The organism is Nocardia arseniciresistens, from assembly GCF_046764875.1.
Lineage (GTDB): Bacteria > Actinomycetota > Actinomycetes > Mycobacteriales > Mycobacteriaceae > Nocardia > Nocardia arseniciresistens.
In genome coordinates this window covers 610,151-626,118 of record NZ_JBKORD010000001.1, presented here as the reverse complement: position 1 = coordinate 626,118, position 15,968 = coordinate 610,151, and the positions used below count along the sequence as shown (strand labels likewise).

The following is a 15,968-nucleotide window of genomic DNA, read 5'->3' as shown; positions in this document are numbered from 1 at the left end:
TACCGAACCTTTAGTGTTCGCCTGGAGCCACCCACATGCTGGATCTTCTAGGCCCGGAACGACATCCCCGTCGAACCCGGTGGAACCAGGCTCGGTTCCCTAGCCAGCCATAGCTTCGCGCCGAAATAACAGCCGGTTACAAATCGGCAACAAACGGAGATCAAACTGAGCTGGGCCTGAGAGGACCACCGTCCAGCCTCGATGGTCGAGGTTGACTGTTAGAACCTGATGAGGGGAAGTATGAGCGAGAACCGCACCAACGGTCTGCGCCGCGGTGTCCGCGTCGCGGGCGTAGGCGCTGCCGCTGTCGTGGCCATGGGCCTGTTTTCCACCGGCGCCGCCAATGCCGATACTTTTGTGCCGTTGCCGGATGGCCAGAAGGTCGGGCCGAACGCCACCGTTACTCGTACGGGTGAGCACGCCCTGATTTCGCCGTCGCTGGCCGCCAATGGCGCCGGCCGTGTTGTCTGGGTTTCCGGCAACGCCTCTGCCGACGTGTCCGTCACTCCGGAAGGAGAGGTCGGACCCTACAACGGCGCGGCCAACGCCCCGGGCACGAACAATTCCTCGACCCACGGCGTCTCGGCGCTCACCACCGGTTACATCATCGGTTGCCAGGTCAGCATCGCGAGCGACGCGATCTCCGCCGGTGTTTCCGGCGGCGTCAACCTCAGCGGCGGCAGCCTCGGTGGTTCGATCGGCCTCAACCTCGGACCCGGTGAGGTCAAGTTCGTTTCGATCGACTCGAAGGACATCCTCAAGCCGGGCGTCTACTCGGTCGAGTACCAGGATGCCGAAATCCAGATCCAGGGCTGCGCGGGCTACGCCCAGGCGCGTGCCTACACCGTGGTCGAGATCATCGGTGACCACTACTCGAAGACCACCCTCTACGGTGCGCCGTTCAGCATCGGCTGACGTCGGTCGAATCCAACGAACATTCTTCTCGCTGAAGCGAACTCAACCCCTGAGGGAAAAACATGATCAACCGTAAGAACGTGGCGCGGATGGCCGGTGTCGGTGCCGCCGCCACCATGGCCATTGGCCTGTTCTCCACCGGCGCAGCGAACGCCGATACCTTCGTACCACTGCCGGGTGGCGCGATGTCCAAGACGCTGTCCGACGGCACCGTCGTCTCCATCAGGCTGGTCGGCGAATCCGCGAACATCAACCCTTCGATGGGCTCTACGCCGTTGCACCGCAACGCATGGGTCTCCGGTAGCGCTCAGGTCGACGTTTCCGGCGATGGCAAGGGGTCGATCTTCCCGGGCTACACCGTCGGCTGCCAGGTGAACATCGCGGGCGGCGGCGCCTCCGGTGGTGTCGAAGGCGGCGCGGACTGGAGCGGTGACACTGTCAAGCCCAGCATCGGCGCCACCAGCGGTGGCAACCTGACACTCGGCCCCGGCCAGTCGAATTCGTTCTACATCCTCGACCTGGAACAGGCCGACGACTTCGGCAGCGAGGTGCACAAGAAGCGCAACAAGTTCTCGGGCGGCAGCGGCTCGGTCACCTGGGCCGATTCGACCATCGGCCTGAACGGCTGTGGTGGCTACGCTCAGGCGCGCGCGTTCATCAGCGTCGAGGTCGAGACCGACAACGTCATCTCCTGGGTGACGTTGTGGGGTCAGCCCTTCAGCCTCGGCTGAGTCTTTGCAGGCCAATGGCCTGTGGTACACGAAACGGGTCCGTTGCATTCGCAACGGGCCCGTTTCGTGCGCAGACCCCTTGTTGCCCAACATGATCGCAGATCGTATCGGGAGACGGACCGGTTGCGACGTGACTTGGGCGAATTCCATGAGAGAAGTGCGGGAAACAAATAACATTGGAACCCCAAGATCGTTCATCAAACGAGATGGTCTGCAGTTCCCATGGTGGGCAGTCCATTCCGCCATGTCGGCTGACCTGAAAGGGAGTTTTTCGGCCTCGGCAAACCCCGAGACCGACCGCTAGAACCTGATGAGGGGAAGTATGAGCAACAATCACCCCACCCTGTTGCGTCGCGGTGCCCGTTTCGCGGGCGCCGCTGCCACCGCAACTGTGGCTATGGGACTCTTGTCGAGCGGCGCTGCCAACGCCGATACTTTTGTGCCGTTGCCGGACGGCCACAAGATCGGACCGGGCGTGACCATCACGCACACAGCCGAGCACGCGCTCATTTCACCATCGTTGTCCGCCAACGGCGCAGGTCGCGTCGTCTGGGTATCGGGTAACGCGATTGCCGATATCTCGGTCACCCCGGAAGGGGAGGTTGGCCCCTACAACGGCGCCGCCAACGCTCCGGGCACCAATAACTCCTCGACGCACGGTGCTTCGGCGCTCACTACCGGATACATCGTCGGTTGCCAGGTCGCCATCTCCGACAACGCGATCTCCGCCGGTCTCTCGGGCGGTGTCAACCTCAGTGGAGGAAGCCTCGGCGGCTCGATCGGCCTGCAGTTGGGCCCGGGCGATGTGAAGTTTGTTTCGATCGATTCGAAGGACGTTCTGAAGGCGGGCGTTTATTCCGTCGAGTATCAGGATGCCGAAATCCAGATCCAGGGCTGTGCGGGCTATGCGCAAGCGCGTTCCTACACGGTCGTGGAGATCATCGGCGACCACTACTCGAAGGTCACCCTCTACGGTGCACCGTTCAGCATCGGCTGACGACTGTCGAATCCAACGAAAACTCTTCTCGCTGAAGCGAACTCAACCCTCGAGGGAAAAGAAATGACCAACCGTAAAAACATGGCGAAGGCGGCGGGTGTCGGTGCTGCCGCAACCATCGTCTTGGGCCTGTTGTCCACCGGAGCGGCGAAAGCCGATACCTTCATTCCACTGCCGGGAGGTGAGATCTCCAAGACGCTGTCCGACGGCACCGTCGTGACGATCCGCCTGGTCGGCGAATCTGCCAACATCAACCCATCCATGGGCTCTACGCCGGTGCATCGCAACGCGTGGGTCTCGGGTACTGCCGAGGTCGACGTCGACGGTGCCAACGCCGGCGCGATCTTCCCGGGCTACACCGTCGGCTGCCAGGTGAACATCGCAGGCGGTGGCATGAGCGGTGGCGTCGAAGGCGGTGCGGACTGGAGCGGTGACACCGTCAAGCCCACTCTCGGCGCCAACAGCGGTGGCAATCTATCGCTGGGGCCGGGCCAGTCGAAGTCGTTCTACGTGCTCGATCAGGAAGTGGCCGACGACTTCGGCAACGAGACACACAAGAAGCGCAACAAGTTCAAGAGCGGCAGCGGCTCGGTGAGCTGGGCCGATGAAACCATCGGGCTGAATGGCTGTGGTGGCTACGCACAGGCGCGGGCGTTCGTCAGCGTCGAGGTGGAAACCGACAACGTCATCACCTGGGTGACGTTGTGGGGCAGGCCTTTCAGCCTCGGCTGAGCGTAGGAATTACCAACCCCGTACACACGAACGGGCCCGTCGCCACCGCGACGGGCCCGCTTGCGTGCTCGCGTAGGTACCTTCGGTTCAGAACTCGTGCCGCCCGCCCGCGGCGTCCTTGCCCTCGGCGAGCAGGTCTCGAATCTCGCGCAGCACATCGGAATCGGTCAGATCCGTATCGGCGGAACCGAAACGCTTCTTCGCGTGCATGGCGGGCAGCACCAGCACGAAATAGAGGATTGCCGCGATTATCGCGAAATTGAGGGCGGCGGTAATGATCGGGCCGATTTCCACGAAGGTGGCCGGCTTGTCAGCTACCAGCTGGAAACCGAGCCCACGCATATCGGTGCCGCCGAATATGGCCAATATCGGATCGATGATGCCGTTGCTGAATGCGGTGACGATTGCGACGAACGCGGTACCGATAACCACGGCTACGGCCAGGTCGACGATATTTCCATGGAACAAGAAGTCCTTGAAACCCTTGAGCATTGCCGATGTCTCCTCTTCGGATGGGAGCTGTCCAGTCACGCTCGGCGGTTCAGGCTGCCGGTCCGAATGATGCTAGTTGACATCGCGGGCAAATGCGTGGCGAACATTCTCAATGAAAGACCACAGTGAGTGCGGTACGCAGCGATGCGGCCGCGACCGCGGTCGCATGCTCGGCATCCATCGCGACCATCACGATCCGTTCCGGGCTGCCGCGTCGATCGCCGGGCGCGGAGACCAGGACGACCGCGGCATCGGTCGCGAGAGTGCGCGCAGGGCGAGCGGTAGGGCAGGCCGTTTCGAGCGACTTGCACGCGGGCGAGGGCATGGTCTGTTCCTCGGCGCCGACGACATCGACCCGGTCGCCGGCCCGCAGGATTTCCGCGACCGCGGTGTCGGCCAGGCGGATGGGCACGATCCTGGCGTCCCTGCCGCCGGCGGCGACCGCGGCCAAGCGCGGGCCGAGGGTGCGCAGATCGGTGAAAACCTCACCGGTCCGCATAGCGGCGGTCAACGTCGCACCGACAAGACTGGACATGTCGGTGACGGCACCCGCGGGTAGTTCGCCCGATTCGCGGGCGGTCGCGCGCAGGTCGTCGGCCTCGATGAGATGGCCGGGTGGCAGGTCACGACCCGCGATCACGATCTGGGTGCGTTCGGAACCCGGATCACCACGGACGAACAGTGCGGCAGCGAGCGCGGTCAGTGCGGCCGCGAGCAATCGTCTTGCCAGTAGGCCATCGGCCCACGGTGGCCGATGCCACAGTGCGAAGCGCAGTGCGCCGCCGCGACCGAGATCGCCGAATGATCGAGTCACTGCCGGATCCTATGGCCACGATCACACCTGATCAGCCGCCGAAATGGCTAGCTGTGGACAGTTACCGGCTGGGGATAACTCAGCTGGCGGCGGCCGTGGTCTTCGCAGGGGAGCTGCTGGTGGACGAGCTCGAATCCGAGCTGGTCGAGCTGCTCGAGCCGCTATCCGACTTCGCGCTATCCGACTTGGCTCCGTCCGACTTCGCGGGCTCGCTCGCCGTCGTCGAGCCGCCGCGACTGTCGGTACGGTAGAAACCGCTGCCCTTGAACACAATTCCGACCGAGTTGAACAGCTTGCGCAGCTTCCCGGAGCACTCCGGGCAGACGCTCAGCGTGTCATCGCTAAATGACTGAACGATGTCGAAGCGGTTGTCACACTGGGTGCACGCGTACGAATAAGTTGGCACAGGATCCTCCGCAGGGTTCGTCAACCTGGCACTCTACAGTCGACACTGCCAACGCCGCTAATCGGTGTTTCATTCCGTGTGCTGATCTTCACCGAGCCGATGCAGGCCGCCGTGCGGTGTGAGCGCCCAGCCCATGCGCAGATCGTGCGGTTCTTCGGGCAGCAGGTCGACGAGCTCGTCGTCACGGACCACCGCGATAAGCCGCGCGCTCGGATCGGCGGCGGCCAGCGTCCTGTCGTAATGGCCCGCGCCCCGACCGAGACGGACGCCGCGGCGATCCACCGCGAGCGCGGGCACCAGGATCAGGCCCGCCCTATCGATCGCGGTCGTCGCCAGCACCTCGCCGGTCGGCTCGAGCAGCCCGTACCTCGCGGGCCGCAGCTGCTCGACACCGGTGTATTCGGCCCAGCTCAGCGGCCCAGGGGGACCGGTGATCGGCAACAGCACGCGGGACCCCGCGGCGCGTATGGCATCGAGCAATGCGGTCGAACCGGGTTCCCCGCGCACAGGAACGTAGGCGCAGACCCAGTCGGGAAGATCGAGCGCGGCAGCGGCCTCGGTCAGCGCACGCGCCTCCTCCAGCTGGTCAGCAGGCGCTATCGCGGCCCGTCTGGCGCTGATTTCGGTGCGCCACGCATGTTTGTCACGCTCACCGGGCATCTCCACAACGATGACCTTAAGCTCACCGGGACCCGAGACGGCCCCACGGCCGTTTCCGTGCTGTACGTGACAGGCGTTGGGACGCTGAGATGGATGGATAGGGTAGGCCTATGACAGCAGTGCCGGAAAACAAGACGGCCGAGCAGACCGCGAAGGCCGCGTTGGTGTCGTGCTTCCGAACGGCGGTGGTACCTGCGGCCGGGCTCGGGACGCGGTTCCTGCCTGCGACGAAGACGGTGCCCAAGGAATTGCTGCCGGTGGTGGACACCCCTGGCATCGAGTTGGTCGCGGCCGAGGCGGCCGACTCCGGCGCGGTTCGCCTGGTGATCGTGACCTCGCCGGGAAAGGACAGCGTTGTCGCGCACTTCGTCGAAGACCTGATGCTCGAGAACACCTTGGAAGAGCGCGGCAAGTTCCATCTGTTGGAGAAGGTGCGCAAAGCGCCGGGTCTGCTCGATGTCACCTCGGTCGTGCAGGAGGAACCGCTCGGCCTCGGCCACGCGGTCGCGCAGGCCGAGAGTGTTCTCGACGACGACGAGGACGCCATCGCCGTGTTGCTGCCGGACGATCTGGTGCTGCCGTGCGGTGTGCTCGATGTGATGAGCCGGGTGCGCCGCAAGCGCGGCGGCAGTGTGCTCTGTGCCATCGATGTTCCGAAAGACGAGGTCAGCGCCTATGGCGTCTTCGACGTCGCACCGGTGCCCGATGCGGTGAACCCGAATGTGCTGCGCGTCAACGGCATGGTGGAGAAGCCCGCGCTCGAAGACGCGCCCTCCACCTTCGCCGCAGCGGGCCGATACCTGTTGGACCGCGCCATTTTCGATGCGCTGCGCCGGATCACGCCGGGCGCGGGTGGTGAATTGCAACTCACCGACGCGATCGCGCTGCTGATCGCGGAGGGGCATCCGGTTCATGTGGTGGTCCACCGTGGGTCGCGCCACGATTTGGGCAACCCGGGCGGCTATCTTCGTGCTGCGGTCGATTTCGCTTTGGAACGAGAGGAATACGGCCCCGCTTTGCGGGAGTGGCTGCAGCATCGGCTGAGTTCGGATTGGGATCCGCAGCTGACAACGTACGACTAACGCGGGCGGGCGTCGGGTTTCGCCGATAGTGGACCGTCGGGTACGAATGATGGTTCACCGTCGTGCGCGCCGAACCCAGTTGCGCCGGCCCACAATCGCGTGGGCGTAGTGGCGGAATCCGGGTTGGGTGCGAAGAGATCAGGAAGGGCTGGATGCGCTCGGTTGAGGATCAGCAGATCAAGGTGACCGCGGCGGCGGTCGCGCCGCGGCCGGTCCGGGTCGCGATCTCCGAGGCGCAGGGCCTGCTGTGTGCCGAGGACGTCGTCACCGAGCGGCCGCTGCCCGGCTTCGATCAGGCCGCGATAGACGGATACGCGGTGCGCAGCGTCGATGTGGCCGCCGCCGGCTCCGACATCCGCAACGAAGACGGTGAATTGGTCGATCTCACCTTGCCGGTCGTCGGCGAGGTTGTCGCGGGCTCCAAGCAGCCGAGCAGGCTGCAGCCGCGCCAGACCGTGCGGGTCGATACCGGCGCGCCACTGCCGACATTGGCGGATGCCGTTCTGCCGCTGGACTTCACCGACGGCGGCCGGGCCAGGATCAAGGTGTACGAGCCGGTTCGCTCCGGTGACTACGTGCGGCGTATCGGTGACGATGTGCAGCCGGGCGATGTCGCGGTGCGCGCGGGAACCATCATCGGTGCCGCGCAGGTCGGGCTGCTCGCGGCCGTCGGCCAGGACAAGGTGCTTGTGCATCCGAGACCGCGGCTGTCGGTGATTTCGGTCGGCGGCGAGCTGATCGATATCGACCGCACGCCCGGTCCAGGGCAGGTCTACGACGTGAACTCCTACGCATTGGCCGCGGCCGCCCGTGACGCGGGCGCCGATGTGAATCGTGTCGGCATCGTGAGCGCGGATCCGCGGCGACTACGCGATGTAGTCGAGGGACAGCTGGTTCGTTCCGAGGTCGTTGTGATCGCGGGTGCCGTCGGCGGCTGGGCCTCCGAACAGGTCAGAGAGGCCCTCGAGGGGCTCGGTGAGCTGGAGATCGCGCGGGTGGCCATGCACCCCGGCTCGGTTCAGGGCTTCGGGCGGCTCGGGCGCGACGAGGTCCCTACATTTCTGCTGCCATCGAATCCCGTTGGCGCACTGGTGGTTTTCGAGGTGATGGTGCGTCCGTTGATCAGGATCGCGTTAGGGCGACGGCATCCGATGAGACGAATAATCCGAGCGAGGACGATCACACCGATCGCCTCGATGGCCGGACGCAAGGGCTATCTGCGTGCGCAACTAATGCGCGACGAGACCACCGGCGACTACCTCGTGCAGCCGCTCGGCGGTGGTGCGGGAGCCTCCTCGCATCTACTTGCCACGCTGGCCGAGGCCAACAGTCTGATCGTGATCGATCAGGACGACACCGAGATCCGCACCGGCGACGAAGTCCAGGTCGCCTTCCTCGCACAGCGCGGCTGAGGGCATGGAGGCGATGAACGTTTTCCGGGTCACACAGCATCCAGGGTGGCCCGCGCATCTGGGACCGGTGCGCGTCGCGGCCGGTCAGGTGACGCTGCGGCCGGTGCGGTTGCGCGATGCCGCGGCATGGAGCCGGATCCGACTGCACGATCGGGCACACCTGGAGCCGTGGGAGCCGACCGGGCGCGGGGCATGGGAGGCGCGCAACCACGCGTCGAACTGGCCGTCGCTGTGGTCGAGCCTGAAGGCCGAAGCCCGTCGTGGCGCGATGATTCCGTTGGTCATCGAGGTGGACGGCACTTTCAGCGGCCAGTTGACCATCGGCAATATCGTGCGCGGCGCACTGCGCTCGGCCTGGATCGGCTATTGGGTATCCAAGGATCTCAGCGGTCAGGGCGTCGCGACCGCCGCGCTCGCGCTCGGACTCGATCACTGCTTCGGGCCCGCCGGGCTGCATCGGGTCGAGGCGACGGTGCGCCCCGAAAACCTGGCAAGCCAAGCCGTCCTCCGCAATGTGGGGTTCCGCCAGGAAGGCCTGCTCGAGCGGTACCTCGACGTCGACGGAGCCTGGCGCGATCACCTGCTCGTCGGTATCACTGTCGAGGAGGTGGCCGGAACGGTCGTCGATCGACTGGTCCGGGACGGTCGCGCAACCCTGCCCTGACACCGCGAAAATTCGCAACTCTTGTGACAGGTGTGGCGGATGTGCACGGCGCGCCTTCCGTATCTCGCCGTGCGACGGAATTAACCTACGGACGTCGGTGGTGCGTCTTGCGTCATCGGCAGGGAGCCTGTTAAGCGTCCGGCGAATCCCGCCGAAACGCTTGGCGGCGACCGGACGTCCGTCCGTCCGATGCGTTTTTGCGGCGAGCGAACGCACCGCGATGGGGAGCGGAGCGCACCGGTCGAAGGCCGAACGGACAAGCAAGTCGGGGACGGAGGTGCTGAGGCGATATGCCGAATTCGATTCTGTGGATCGGCCTTGTCATTCTTTGGGTCTTCGTCCTTTTTCCGATACTTGCCGATCGGCATCCGAGAATCCGTGAGACGACCGACGCTGCGTTGGCGACCCGCGTATTGCATCGTGGCGATTCCAAGCGGCGCACGAAGAGTGGACCGGCCGCGGGGCACGACAGTGACCCTGATTATCGGCCGACCCGCGTGCAGAGAAAGCATCCCCATAGCGATGATGCGGAGGACCGGATGACAACACCGGCCGACGAGCCCGTCACGGAACAACTAGAACTTGCGGATGGGGAGCCACCCGACTCCCGGTCTGCTGCATCCGATTCCGATATCACCGGTGCCGAAATCGACGAGCTCGATGACGTCGAGGACGAACTCGGCGATGCGGAAACCGAATTCGACGATGCCGTCGACGGTGAACTCCATACCGAATCCGGCAGTATCGAGGTCGTTGCGGCCCGAAGCGCTGCGAACGCCGAAGCGGCGGCCGATGATGACATGGTGGCCGATGAGCGCACCGATCCGGCAGGGGCCAGGAACCCTCCGGCGCGGTCCACGGTGCCCGCACGGTACGTCGATATCGACGACGACCTCGAATCAGATTCGACCGACCCGGATTTCGTCCCGACCCGCCGCGGTCGCGGCGGCTACGATCCCGAGGCCGACGCGATCGCCCGCGCGACCCGCTACACCTTCCGTCAACGCGCCGGGCTCGGCCTGGTCCTGAGCGCCATCATGTTCGGAGCTGTCGGCGTCGCGATATCACCGCTGTTCTGGTGGGCCAGCGGCCTGACCGTAGTCGTGCTGGCGATCTACCTCGCGTACCTGCGCAAGCAGGTCCGCATGGAAGAGGAGATCCGCCGCCGCAGGGCCGCCCGCCTCGGCCGCGGCCACGAGCAGACCGAGGACCGGCCCCAGCACGCCGACAAGCAGACCCACCAGCAGGCCATGGACCGCGACACCGCCCGCGCCCTGCGCCGCCGATCCGCCCTGCTGGAAGCCGAGGACGAAGACCCCATGTTCGAACACCTGGAAACCTTCGACGCCGCCACCGCCCGCGCCGTACGCAACCGCACAGGCGACATGCGAAGGGCAGCCGGAGCGTAATCGCGTCCGCCCAGGTCACCCCACCGATTCGGAGACTGCGACCACCGCCTGATACAGTGTCACAGCGCGGTTCCACGGAGCCGCACGGGGCTATAGCGCAGTTGGTAGCGCGTCTCGTTCGCATCGAGAAGGTCAGGGGTTCGATTCCCCTTAGCTCCACCAAAACCCCAGCTTCGGCTGGGGTTTTTGGTTTCCGGGGTGCCTTCGCATCGGCCGATCTCCCAATCCGATGACATGCGACGGCAAGACCCCGAACTCACAAAGTCATCGTGGGAAGCACATACAGCAACAGTTGTCCCAGTTCCTCGCTGATATCTGGCGTTCGACATAGAAAACCCCGCCTGGTTACCCAGACGGGGCGATAATCTGCGAGCTGGGCTACACCGGGCGGTTGAACTCGCCGTCGTTCACGCCACCCGTGAATGCGTCCCACTGACCTGGAGTGAAGACCAAAGCAGGCCCGTCGGGATTCTTGGAGTCCCGCACGCCGACCAAGCCCCCGTCCAGGTGTGCAACCTCCACGCATTCCTTCTGGCCAGAAGACCGGCTGCTCTTGAACCATCGAGCGCCGGATAGGTCAACGTTCACGGTGCGTACACCCTTGCGATCCGGTGAGCGGCAACGGTTTTCCTCTGCGCGATCGCAGCCATGAAGGACATCTACATGGCCGAGGAAATCGACAGAGCCCGACTCGCTGTGAAAGCCTTCGAAATCGACTACGGCGCAAAGTATCCCAAAGCCGTCGCGAAAATCACCGGCGATCTCGACGTACTGCTCGAGTTCTTCGAATACCCGGCCGAGCACTGGATCCACCTACGCACCACCAACCCGATCGAGTCGACATTCGCTTTCGTGCGGCTCCGGATGAAGGTGACCAAAGGTCCGGGCTCGCGGGCGGCAGGAATCGCCATGGCCTACAAGCTGATCGAGGCCGCCCAGAGCCGGTGGCGCGCGGTGAACGCCCCGCGCCTGGTCGCGCTCGTCCGCAACGGCGCAGTCTTCCACAAGGGCAAGTTCGTCGAGCGACCGACCTGCCCGTCAACTGAGAAGGAGACCGCCTGAAAGGCGGCTCCGGCGCAGATTGCCGCTACTCGGTGTTGGAGCCGGTGATCCGGAGAGGAGCAGTCTGCGGTGTGCCATGGACGATGTCATGGAAAGCAGTCCGCAACAGTGCGGTGATTCGTTCCGGCGCAGCGTCGCGCAGGCCGTCCAGTCGGAGCAGGTGACGTCCGATGACCGCGCCGATGGTAAGTGCGCCGATGAGCCCGGCACGCAAGTCCGCGTCGTCAGCAGCCATGTGGTGCGCGGCTTGCTGTTGACGTGCCACCATCGCGGACCGGATTTCGCCGGTGGCGTCAGGATGGGTGAATATGGATCGGATCGCGGCCAGCGCATCGGTCGGCTCCTCGGTGAACTTGTGTTCGAGCGCGGCCAGCAACTGTTCGGCGGCTTGTTCGGGTGTGCCTGTGACCTGCTGCTCCCGCTCGAAGCCCGCGGCCTGCGCGAACAGGTTGTCCTTGGACCCGAAGTAGCGCATGACAAGACCCGGATCAATGGCGGCCTCGGCCGCGATCGCGCGGATGGTGGCCCTGTCGTAGCCGACCTCGGCGAACAACTTCTGTGCTGCCACCAGGATCCGGGATTGGGTGCGGTGGCGTTGCTCTGCGCGGCTGGTGTGACGGGAACTCATGCATTCAGTCTACGTTCGTTGACTGGAGTGCGATCGGAATGCTAGCTTCAGTCTACATTTGTTGACTGAATAGAAGGTGATTCGTCGTGTGGCACACGATTCTGCTGTCCGCTCTCGCTGGCCTAATGGGCGCGAATGCCGTCCCGCACTTTGTGAAAGGCATGGTCGGTGAACAGTTTCCGAATGTGTGGGGTAACGACTCATTGCGAAACGCCGTGGCGGGCACCCTCGGGCTCGCGCTCGCGGTCGCAATCGGCTATTGGGCCGATCTGTCTGCCTATGCAGTTGCCGGAATCACAAGCGTCTTCGTTGGGGCGCTGCTAATGGCCGTATTCCACGGTCTCGGCGGTGCCTATCGCCTCAACTCCGTGTTGGGACTGCCGAATCCGCCCCGCATCACGGCCTCGGGTGCAGGACAGTGATCTCGATGCTGTCGTCGGTCGGCGGTTGGTGAGACCGATCTGCACGAGTTTCCCGGCGACCCCATCCACAGGTCTTGACAATATCTCACAGAACACGCGCGCCCAGCGGCATGAGCGCGCGTTCTCACACGACCGCCCTCGCCAGGCCCGAGCCGCGAATGGCTGTCTGTCAGCATCGCTGCGTCGTGTCGCCGACGTCGTCGTCTTTACCGATCTGGTCGTTGTCCCCAGCCTCGACTTTCCAGAACTGGTTGGTGTTGCCCGCCAGGCACACATTTCGACCCTTCGGCGTTCCTTTGAGCTTCGCCCCCCTGCCGTTGCCAGCAATGCACGTCAGAGCGGGCCGGGCATCGAGCACGCACCCGAAACTCACAAAGCCGAAACCAAGTTCGGCCCTCCTATCTGCGAGTTCACTCGCATCGTGTGATCCAACCGCCGGATCAGCTTGTCGACGGTCGGGGGTGGATCCCTGAATAGACCTGGCTGCCGTTCATCCAGGTTTCCAGGACTGTGATGTCTTTGATCTGATCCGGTGGGCAGGCGCGGGGGTCTTGGTCGAGGATGACGAAGTCGGCGTATTTGCCGACTTCGAGGCTGCCGACTTCATGTTCGGAGGAGAGCTGCCACGCCGCTTCGGATGTCACGGCGCGGATTGCTGATTCCACCGATATGCGCTCTTCAGGTGCCAGCACGTAGTCGGGTTCTTTCCAGGTACGACGGGTGACGGCCATCTCGATCATGTGCAGTGGGCGGGGGTCGGTGACCATGAAGTCGGAGTGCAGCGTGAACCCGATTCCCGCTGCCTCTACGCTGCGGCACCGGTCGAGCAGCAGTGCCTTCTGTGCGCCGAAGACCGTGTCGCGCATCGCAATACCCCAGTAGTGGACATGCCCGATCAGGAAGCTGGCGGATACGCCCAGGTCTTTCATGCGGGTGATCTGTTCGTCGTGCAGGATCGAGCAGTGCTCGATCCGCACTCGCGCAGCGCCTGGCTCCACCCCGGCATCGCGTATCGCGTCGCAGGCATCCAGGATGTTGTCGATACCGGCGTCGCCATTGCCGTGGATCGCGAGCGACCAGCCCTTGCTCGCGCGGTCGACCGCCTCCGCGGCGAGCACCTTGGGCTCCATGTAGGCGATTCCGTAGTTGTCAGTATTGAGATACGGCTCGCGTTGCAGGCCGGTGAATCCCTGGTTGGAGCCGTCGGCGACGAGTTTGTAGCCCGCGATACGCACCAACGCGTCACCGTCGCCCGGCCGCACCCCCGCCGCGTCCCAGGTGTCGGTGCCGAGGGTGTAGAAGGGGTAGGCGCGGATACGGGTGTTGAGCTTGCCGGTGCCGGCCGCCTGCGTCAGGACGGTGAGGTCGTCGGGTGTGTGGCTCAAGGTGCCCAATCCCAGTTCACTTACCGTGGTCAACCCGACCTGCCGCCAACCTTCGAGTAGGTCGATCAGCGCGTCGACCGGGTTCAATCCGGCAGCGGCGTCGCATTTCCCCAGGACCTGGTTGTATGCGACACCGTTTTTCATTGTCCCGGTGAGTTTTCCGTCGGCATCGCGAACGAACTCGGCTCCCTCCGGATCCTCCACATCCTCCCCGATGCCTGCGGCGGCGAAGGCCGCGGAATTCGCGTAGGCAATGTGTCCGGAGGCGTTGAGGATGAACACCGGGTGCGTGGTCGATACCGCGTCGAGTTCGGCGAACGTCAGCGCTGCCAGGTCCGGCTGCACGGCCGGATCGAAATTGCGGGCGAGGATCCACTTGCCCTCGGGTGCTCGGCTTGCCATGTCTGTCAGATGATCGAGTACCTGTCGCACGGTGGCGAAGCGCGCCATGCCGACGTATTCCATCAGTGCCGCCACCATGCTGCCGGTCAATACGTGGGTGTGCGCATCGACGAAGCCCGGCAACATCGTTCGGCCGGCCAGATCGATCTCCGTGGCTCCCACCCCCACGATGTCGCGTACCGTCGCCTCCTCGCCGACCGCTACGATCCGATTGCCCTGAACCGCGATTGCCTCGGCAATCGAGAAGGCCCGGTCAACGGTCAATATCGTTCCGCCCGTGAACAAGTACAGCTGTTCGCCCTCGGGGATCCCTGAAGTGTCCATCGATGTCCCCTGCTCTGGTATCTCGACGACACCATCACCACACGCACCGCGATCGACCTGCGATGCCGGGTAACAGCTCGCCGCTGTGATGAACGTCGGTCGCGGCGAACAACATTCGACGCAACCGGGGTCGCACGGTCATTGTCCGCGAAGTGCTGCGTGGCCCGCAGGCGAACTCGAACTCTCGTGCCGCCTTGGCTGATTCGAACCTGTTCTGTACCGGCCAAATTCCGATGTTGACCGGTCCGTCAGACCTCTACGGCATAACACGACGCGCTGATCGCCGACTGCGAGCGGTGACTGCTCGCCGCCCCGACCGAGCTCTCCGCACCGCCACGTGCGACTCGTGCGCCATCACATGAAGAGTAGTGAGCCACCACGAGGCACTCCGCACAGAACGCGCGCCCAGCGGCATGTGAGTGCGTTGCACGACAACGGCCCCGCCTGGGTCGGAATGAGGCGGCATTATCGGACGGACGGTTGGTCGAGCGGACATCGCGAGGCTCGCACGGATGTCGGCGGCATCGGCCACTCGCGGTATCCGCTCCGTTCTACGAAGGAGCAGTATGTATCCGGGCGCACACGTCGACCGATTTCCCGACAAGGTTGCCATCGTCATGGCCGAGAGCGGTGCCACGCTGACCTATCGGCAACTGGAGGAGAACTCGATCCGGCTGGCCCGCGACCTCCACGATGCGGGGCTGCGCAGAGGCGATCATGTGGCGTTGCTGTCGGTGAACGACCCGAAGATATACGAGGTGTATTGGGCCGCACTACGTTCGGGGCTCTACATCACCGCAGTCAACTGGCATCTGACTCCCGCCGAGATCGGTTACATCGACGAGGACGGCTACCTGTTCCTCACCGACCGTAAGGCGTTCACGATCATCTCGGGCGGAGTCAATATCTATCCGCAGGAGATCGAGAACGCATTGGCCCTACATCCGAAGGTGTTCGATGTCGCGGTGATCGGCGTGCCCGACCAGGAGGTGGGCGAATCGGTGAAGGCGGTCGTGCAACCGGCGGCCGGGGTCGCGGCAGGGCCCGCACTCGCCGAGGAACTGCGCGAATTCCTCGAGGAGAGGATCGGCACCTACAAGGTGCCACGCACGGTCGACTTCTCCGACGATCCGCCCCGCACGCCGACCGGAAAGCTGGTCAAGGGCAAACTCCGCGCCCGGTATCTCTGACCGATGGGGCCGCCGCCGATGCCGAATCGACTGCGGCCCCTCCTCTTCGAATTTCTCGGTCGCCGGGCAGGCCCATCGAGAGTATGGCGACGCCAAGGAACTCGGCACCCGAGCCACGACACGACGGCCATCCGGCAGCACGGTGTGCGAAACGGTTTTCCCACAAGGGTTCACACCGGACCAGCAACAGACGGAAGCCGACGTGACCACGAAGTCGTCACGTCGAAGCAGCAGCCTACGG

The 15,968-nt window shown here is 64.4% G+C and carries 17 protein-coding genes, 1 tRNA gene and 1 pseudogene; 12 read left to right on the top strand and 7 right to left on the bottom strand.

What is annotated here, in order from left to right:
• Positions 1-240 precede the first annotated feature (240 nt).
• The 4 genes from ACLMAJ_RS02880 (at position 241) to ACLMAJ_RS02865 (ending at position 3,375) form a co-directional block, all read left to right on the top strand.
• A complete protein-coding gene (locus tag ACLMAJ_RS02880) occupies positions 241-915 on the top strand; it encodes an MspA family porin (RefSeq protein WP_412011855.1) in 675 nt (224 codons plus the stop codon).
• A gap of 62 nt (positions 916-977) precedes the next feature.
• Positions 978-1,646: an MspA family porin gene (locus tag ACLMAJ_RS02875; protein ID WP_412011854.1), complete on the top strand. Its 669-nt coding sequence runs from the start codon at positions 978-980 to the stop codon at positions 1,644-1,646.
• Between the two features lie 322 nt (positions 1,647-1,968).
• Positions 1,969-2,643, top strand: coding sequence for an MspA family porin (locus tag ACLMAJ_RS02870; protein ID WP_412011853.1), 675 nt, complete (start codon positions 1,969-1,971; stop codon positions 2,641-2,643).
• A gap of 63 nt (positions 2,644-2,706) precedes the next feature.
• Positions 2,707-3,375, top strand: a complete 669-nt coding sequence (locus ACLMAJ_RS02865) for an MspA family porin (RefSeq protein ID WP_412011852.1) — start codon at positions 2,707-2,709, stop codon at positions 3,373-3,375.
• 87 nt (positions 3,376-3,462) lie between these two features.
• Here the strand turns inward: ACLMAJ_RS02865 and mscL are convergent, their stop codons facing one another.
• The 4 genes from mscL to ACLMAJ_RS02845 form a co-directional block, all read right to left on the bottom strand.
• The gene (gene mscL, locus ACLMAJ_RS02860; RefSeq protein WP_412011851.1) at positions 3,463-3,867 is read right to left on the bottom strand and encodes a large conductance mechanosensitive channel protein MscL; all 405 of its coding nucleotides are present in this window, start codon (positions 3,865-3,867) and stop codon (positions 3,463-3,465) included.
• Positions 3,868-3,976: 109 nt separating this feature from the next.
• Positions 3,977-4,681: an SAF domain-containing protein gene (locus tag ACLMAJ_RS02855; protein ID WP_412011850.1), complete on the bottom strand. Its 705-nt coding sequence runs from the start codon at positions 4,679-4,681 to the stop codon at positions 3,977-3,979.
• Between the two features lie 79 nt (positions 4,682-4,760).
• A complete protein-coding gene (locus tag ACLMAJ_RS02850) occupies positions 4,761-5,087 on the bottom strand; it encodes an FmdB family zinc ribbon protein (RefSeq protein WP_412011849.1) in 327 nt (108 codons plus the stop codon).
• Positions 5,088-5,156: 69 nt separating this feature from the next.
• The gene (locus ACLMAJ_RS02845; protein ID WP_412011848.1) at positions 5,157-5,747 is read right to left on the bottom strand and encodes a 5-formyltetrahydrofolate cyclo-ligase; all 591 of its coding nucleotides are present in this window, start codon (positions 5,745-5,747) and stop codon (positions 5,157-5,159) included.
• 110 nt (positions 5,748-5,857) lie between these two features.
• Between ACLMAJ_RS02845 and ACLMAJ_RS02840 the strand changes: the two genes are divergently transcribed.
• The 5 genes from ACLMAJ_RS02840 (at position 5,858) to ACLMAJ_RS02820 (ending at position 10,476) form a co-directional block, all read left to right on the top strand.
• On the top strand, positions 5,858-6,829 hold the full coding sequence (locus ACLMAJ_RS02840; RefSeq protein ID WP_412011847.1) for a UTP--glucose-1-phosphate uridylyltransferase: 972 nt from the start codon (positions 5,858-5,860) through the stop codon (positions 6,827-6,829).
• A gap of 152 nt (positions 6,830-6,981) precedes the next feature.
• Positions 6,982-8,241, top strand: a complete 1,260-nt coding sequence (gene glp, locus ACLMAJ_RS02835) for a molybdotransferase-like divisome protein Glp (protein ID WP_412011846.1) — start codon at positions 6,982-6,984, stop codon at positions 8,239-8,241.
• Between the two features lie 13 nt (positions 8,242-8,254).
• Positions 8,255-8,905 (top strand): GNAT family N-acetyltransferase, encoded by a 651-nt coding sequence (locus ACLMAJ_RS02830; protein WP_412011845.1) that lies wholly within the window; start codon positions 8,255-8,257, stop codon positions 8,903-8,905.
• 290 nt (positions 8,906-9,195) lie between these two features.
• Entirely contained in the window at positions 9,196-10,314 is a 1,119-nt protein-coding gene (gene sepX / locus ACLMAJ_RS02825) for a divisome protein SepX/GlpR (protein WP_412011844.1), read from the top strand.
• A gap of 86 nt (positions 10,315-10,400) precedes the next feature.
• A tRNA-Ala gene (locus tag ACLMAJ_RS02820) sits at positions 10,401-10,476 on the top strand.
• Between the two features lie 216 nt (positions 10,477-10,692).
• Here ACLMAJ_RS02820 and ACLMAJ_RS02815 read toward each other — a convergent pair.
• A complete protein-coding gene (locus ACLMAJ_RS02815) occupies positions 10,693-10,902 on the bottom strand; it encodes a DUF397 domain-containing protein (protein WP_412011843.1) in 210 nt (69 codons plus the stop codon).
• Between the two features lie 48 nt (positions 10,903-10,950).
• On the opposite strand from ACLMAJ_RS02815, the pseudogene ACLMAJ_RS02810 reads away from it, so the two are divergent.
• Positions 10,951-11,376 (top strand): annotated as a pseudogene (locus ACLMAJ_RS02810) (transposase); the annotation flags it as partial.
• Positions 11,377-11,401: 25 nt separating this feature from the next.
• Here ACLMAJ_RS02810 and ACLMAJ_RS02805 read toward each other — a convergent pair.
• Entirely contained in the window at positions 11,402-12,004 is a 603-nt protein-coding gene (locus tag ACLMAJ_RS02805; RefSeq protein WP_412011842.1) for a TetR family transcriptional regulator, read from the bottom strand.
• Positions 12,005-12,090: 86 nt separating this feature from the next.
• On the opposite strand from ACLMAJ_RS02805, the gene ACLMAJ_RS02800 reads away from it, so the two are divergent.
• Entirely contained in the window at positions 12,091-12,426 is a 336-nt protein-coding gene (locus ACLMAJ_RS02800; protein WP_412011841.1) for a hypothetical protein, read from the top strand.
• Between the two features lie 440 nt (positions 12,427-12,866).
• On the opposite strand, the gene ACLMAJ_RS02795 is transcribed toward ACLMAJ_RS02800, so the two are convergent.
• Positions 12,867-14,537 carry an amidohydrolase gene (locus tag ACLMAJ_RS02795; protein ID WP_412011840.1) on the bottom strand — a complete coding sequence of 557 codons (1,671 nt, stop codon included), beginning with the start codon at positions 14,535-14,537 and terminating at the stop codon, positions 12,867-12,869.
• 512 nt (positions 14,538-15,049) lie between these two features.
• Here ACLMAJ_RS02795 and ACLMAJ_RS02790 point away from each other — a divergent pair.
• Positions 15,050-15,727 (top strand): AMP-binding enzyme, encoded by a 678-nt coding sequence (locus tag ACLMAJ_RS02790; RefSeq protein WP_412011839.1) that lies wholly within the window; start codon positions 15,050-15,052, stop codon positions 15,725-15,727.
• Positions 15,728-15,968 lie beyond the last annotated feature (241 nt).

Bases quoted from the DNA above. Each gene is read 5' to 3' on its own strand.
- ACLMAJ_RS02880 (WP_412011855.1), top strand. From the start codon at position 241: ATGAGCGAGAACCGCACCAACGGTCTGCGCCGCGGTGTCCGCGTCGCG.
- ACLMAJ_RS02875 (WP_412011854.1), top strand. From the start codon at position 978: ATGATCAACCGTAAGAACGTGGCGCGGATGGCCGGTGTCGGTGCCGCC.
- ACLMAJ_RS02870 (WP_412011853.1), top strand. From the start codon at position 1,969: ATGAGCAACAATCACCCCACCCTGTTGCGTCGCGGTGCCCGTTTCGCG.
- ACLMAJ_RS02865 (WP_412011852.1), top strand. From the start codon at position 2,707: ATGACCAACCGTAAAAACATGGCGAAGGCGGCGGGTGTCGGTGCTGCC.
- mscL (WP_412011851.1), bottom strand. From the start codon at position 3,867: ATGCTCAAGGGTTTCAAGGACTTCTTGTTCCATGGAAATATCGTCGAC.
- ACLMAJ_RS02845 (WP_412011848.1), bottom strand. From the start codon at position 5,747: ATGCCCGGTGAGCGTGACAAACATGCGTGGCGCACCGAAATCAGCGCC.
- ACLMAJ_RS02840 (WP_412011847.1), top strand. From the start codon at position 5,858: ATGACAGCAGTGCCGGAAAACAAGACGGCCGAGCAGACCGCGAAGGCC.
- glp (WP_412011846.1), top strand. From the start codon at position 6,982: ATGCGCTCGGTTGAGGATCAGCAGATCAAGGTGACCGCGGCGGCGGTC.
- ACLMAJ_RS02830 (WP_412011845.1), top strand. From the start codon at position 8,255: ATGAACGTTTTCCGGGTCACACAGCATCCAGGGTGGCCCGCGCATCTG.
- sepX (WP_412011844.1), top strand. From the start codon at position 9,196: ATGCCGAATTCGATTCTGTGGATCGGCCTTGTCATTCTTTGGGTCTTC.
- ACLMAJ_RS02805 (WP_412011842.1), bottom strand. From the start codon at position 12,004: ATGAGTTCCCGTCACACCAGCCGCGCAGAGCAACGCCACCGCACCCAA.
- ACLMAJ_RS02795 (WP_412011840.1), bottom strand. From the start codon at position 14,537: ATGGACACTTCAGGGATCCCCGAGGGCGAACAGCTGTACTTGTTCACG.
- ACLMAJ_RS02790 (WP_412011839.1), top strand. From the start codon at position 15,050: ATGTCGGCGGCATCGGCCACTCGCGGTATCCGCTCCGTTCTACGAAGG.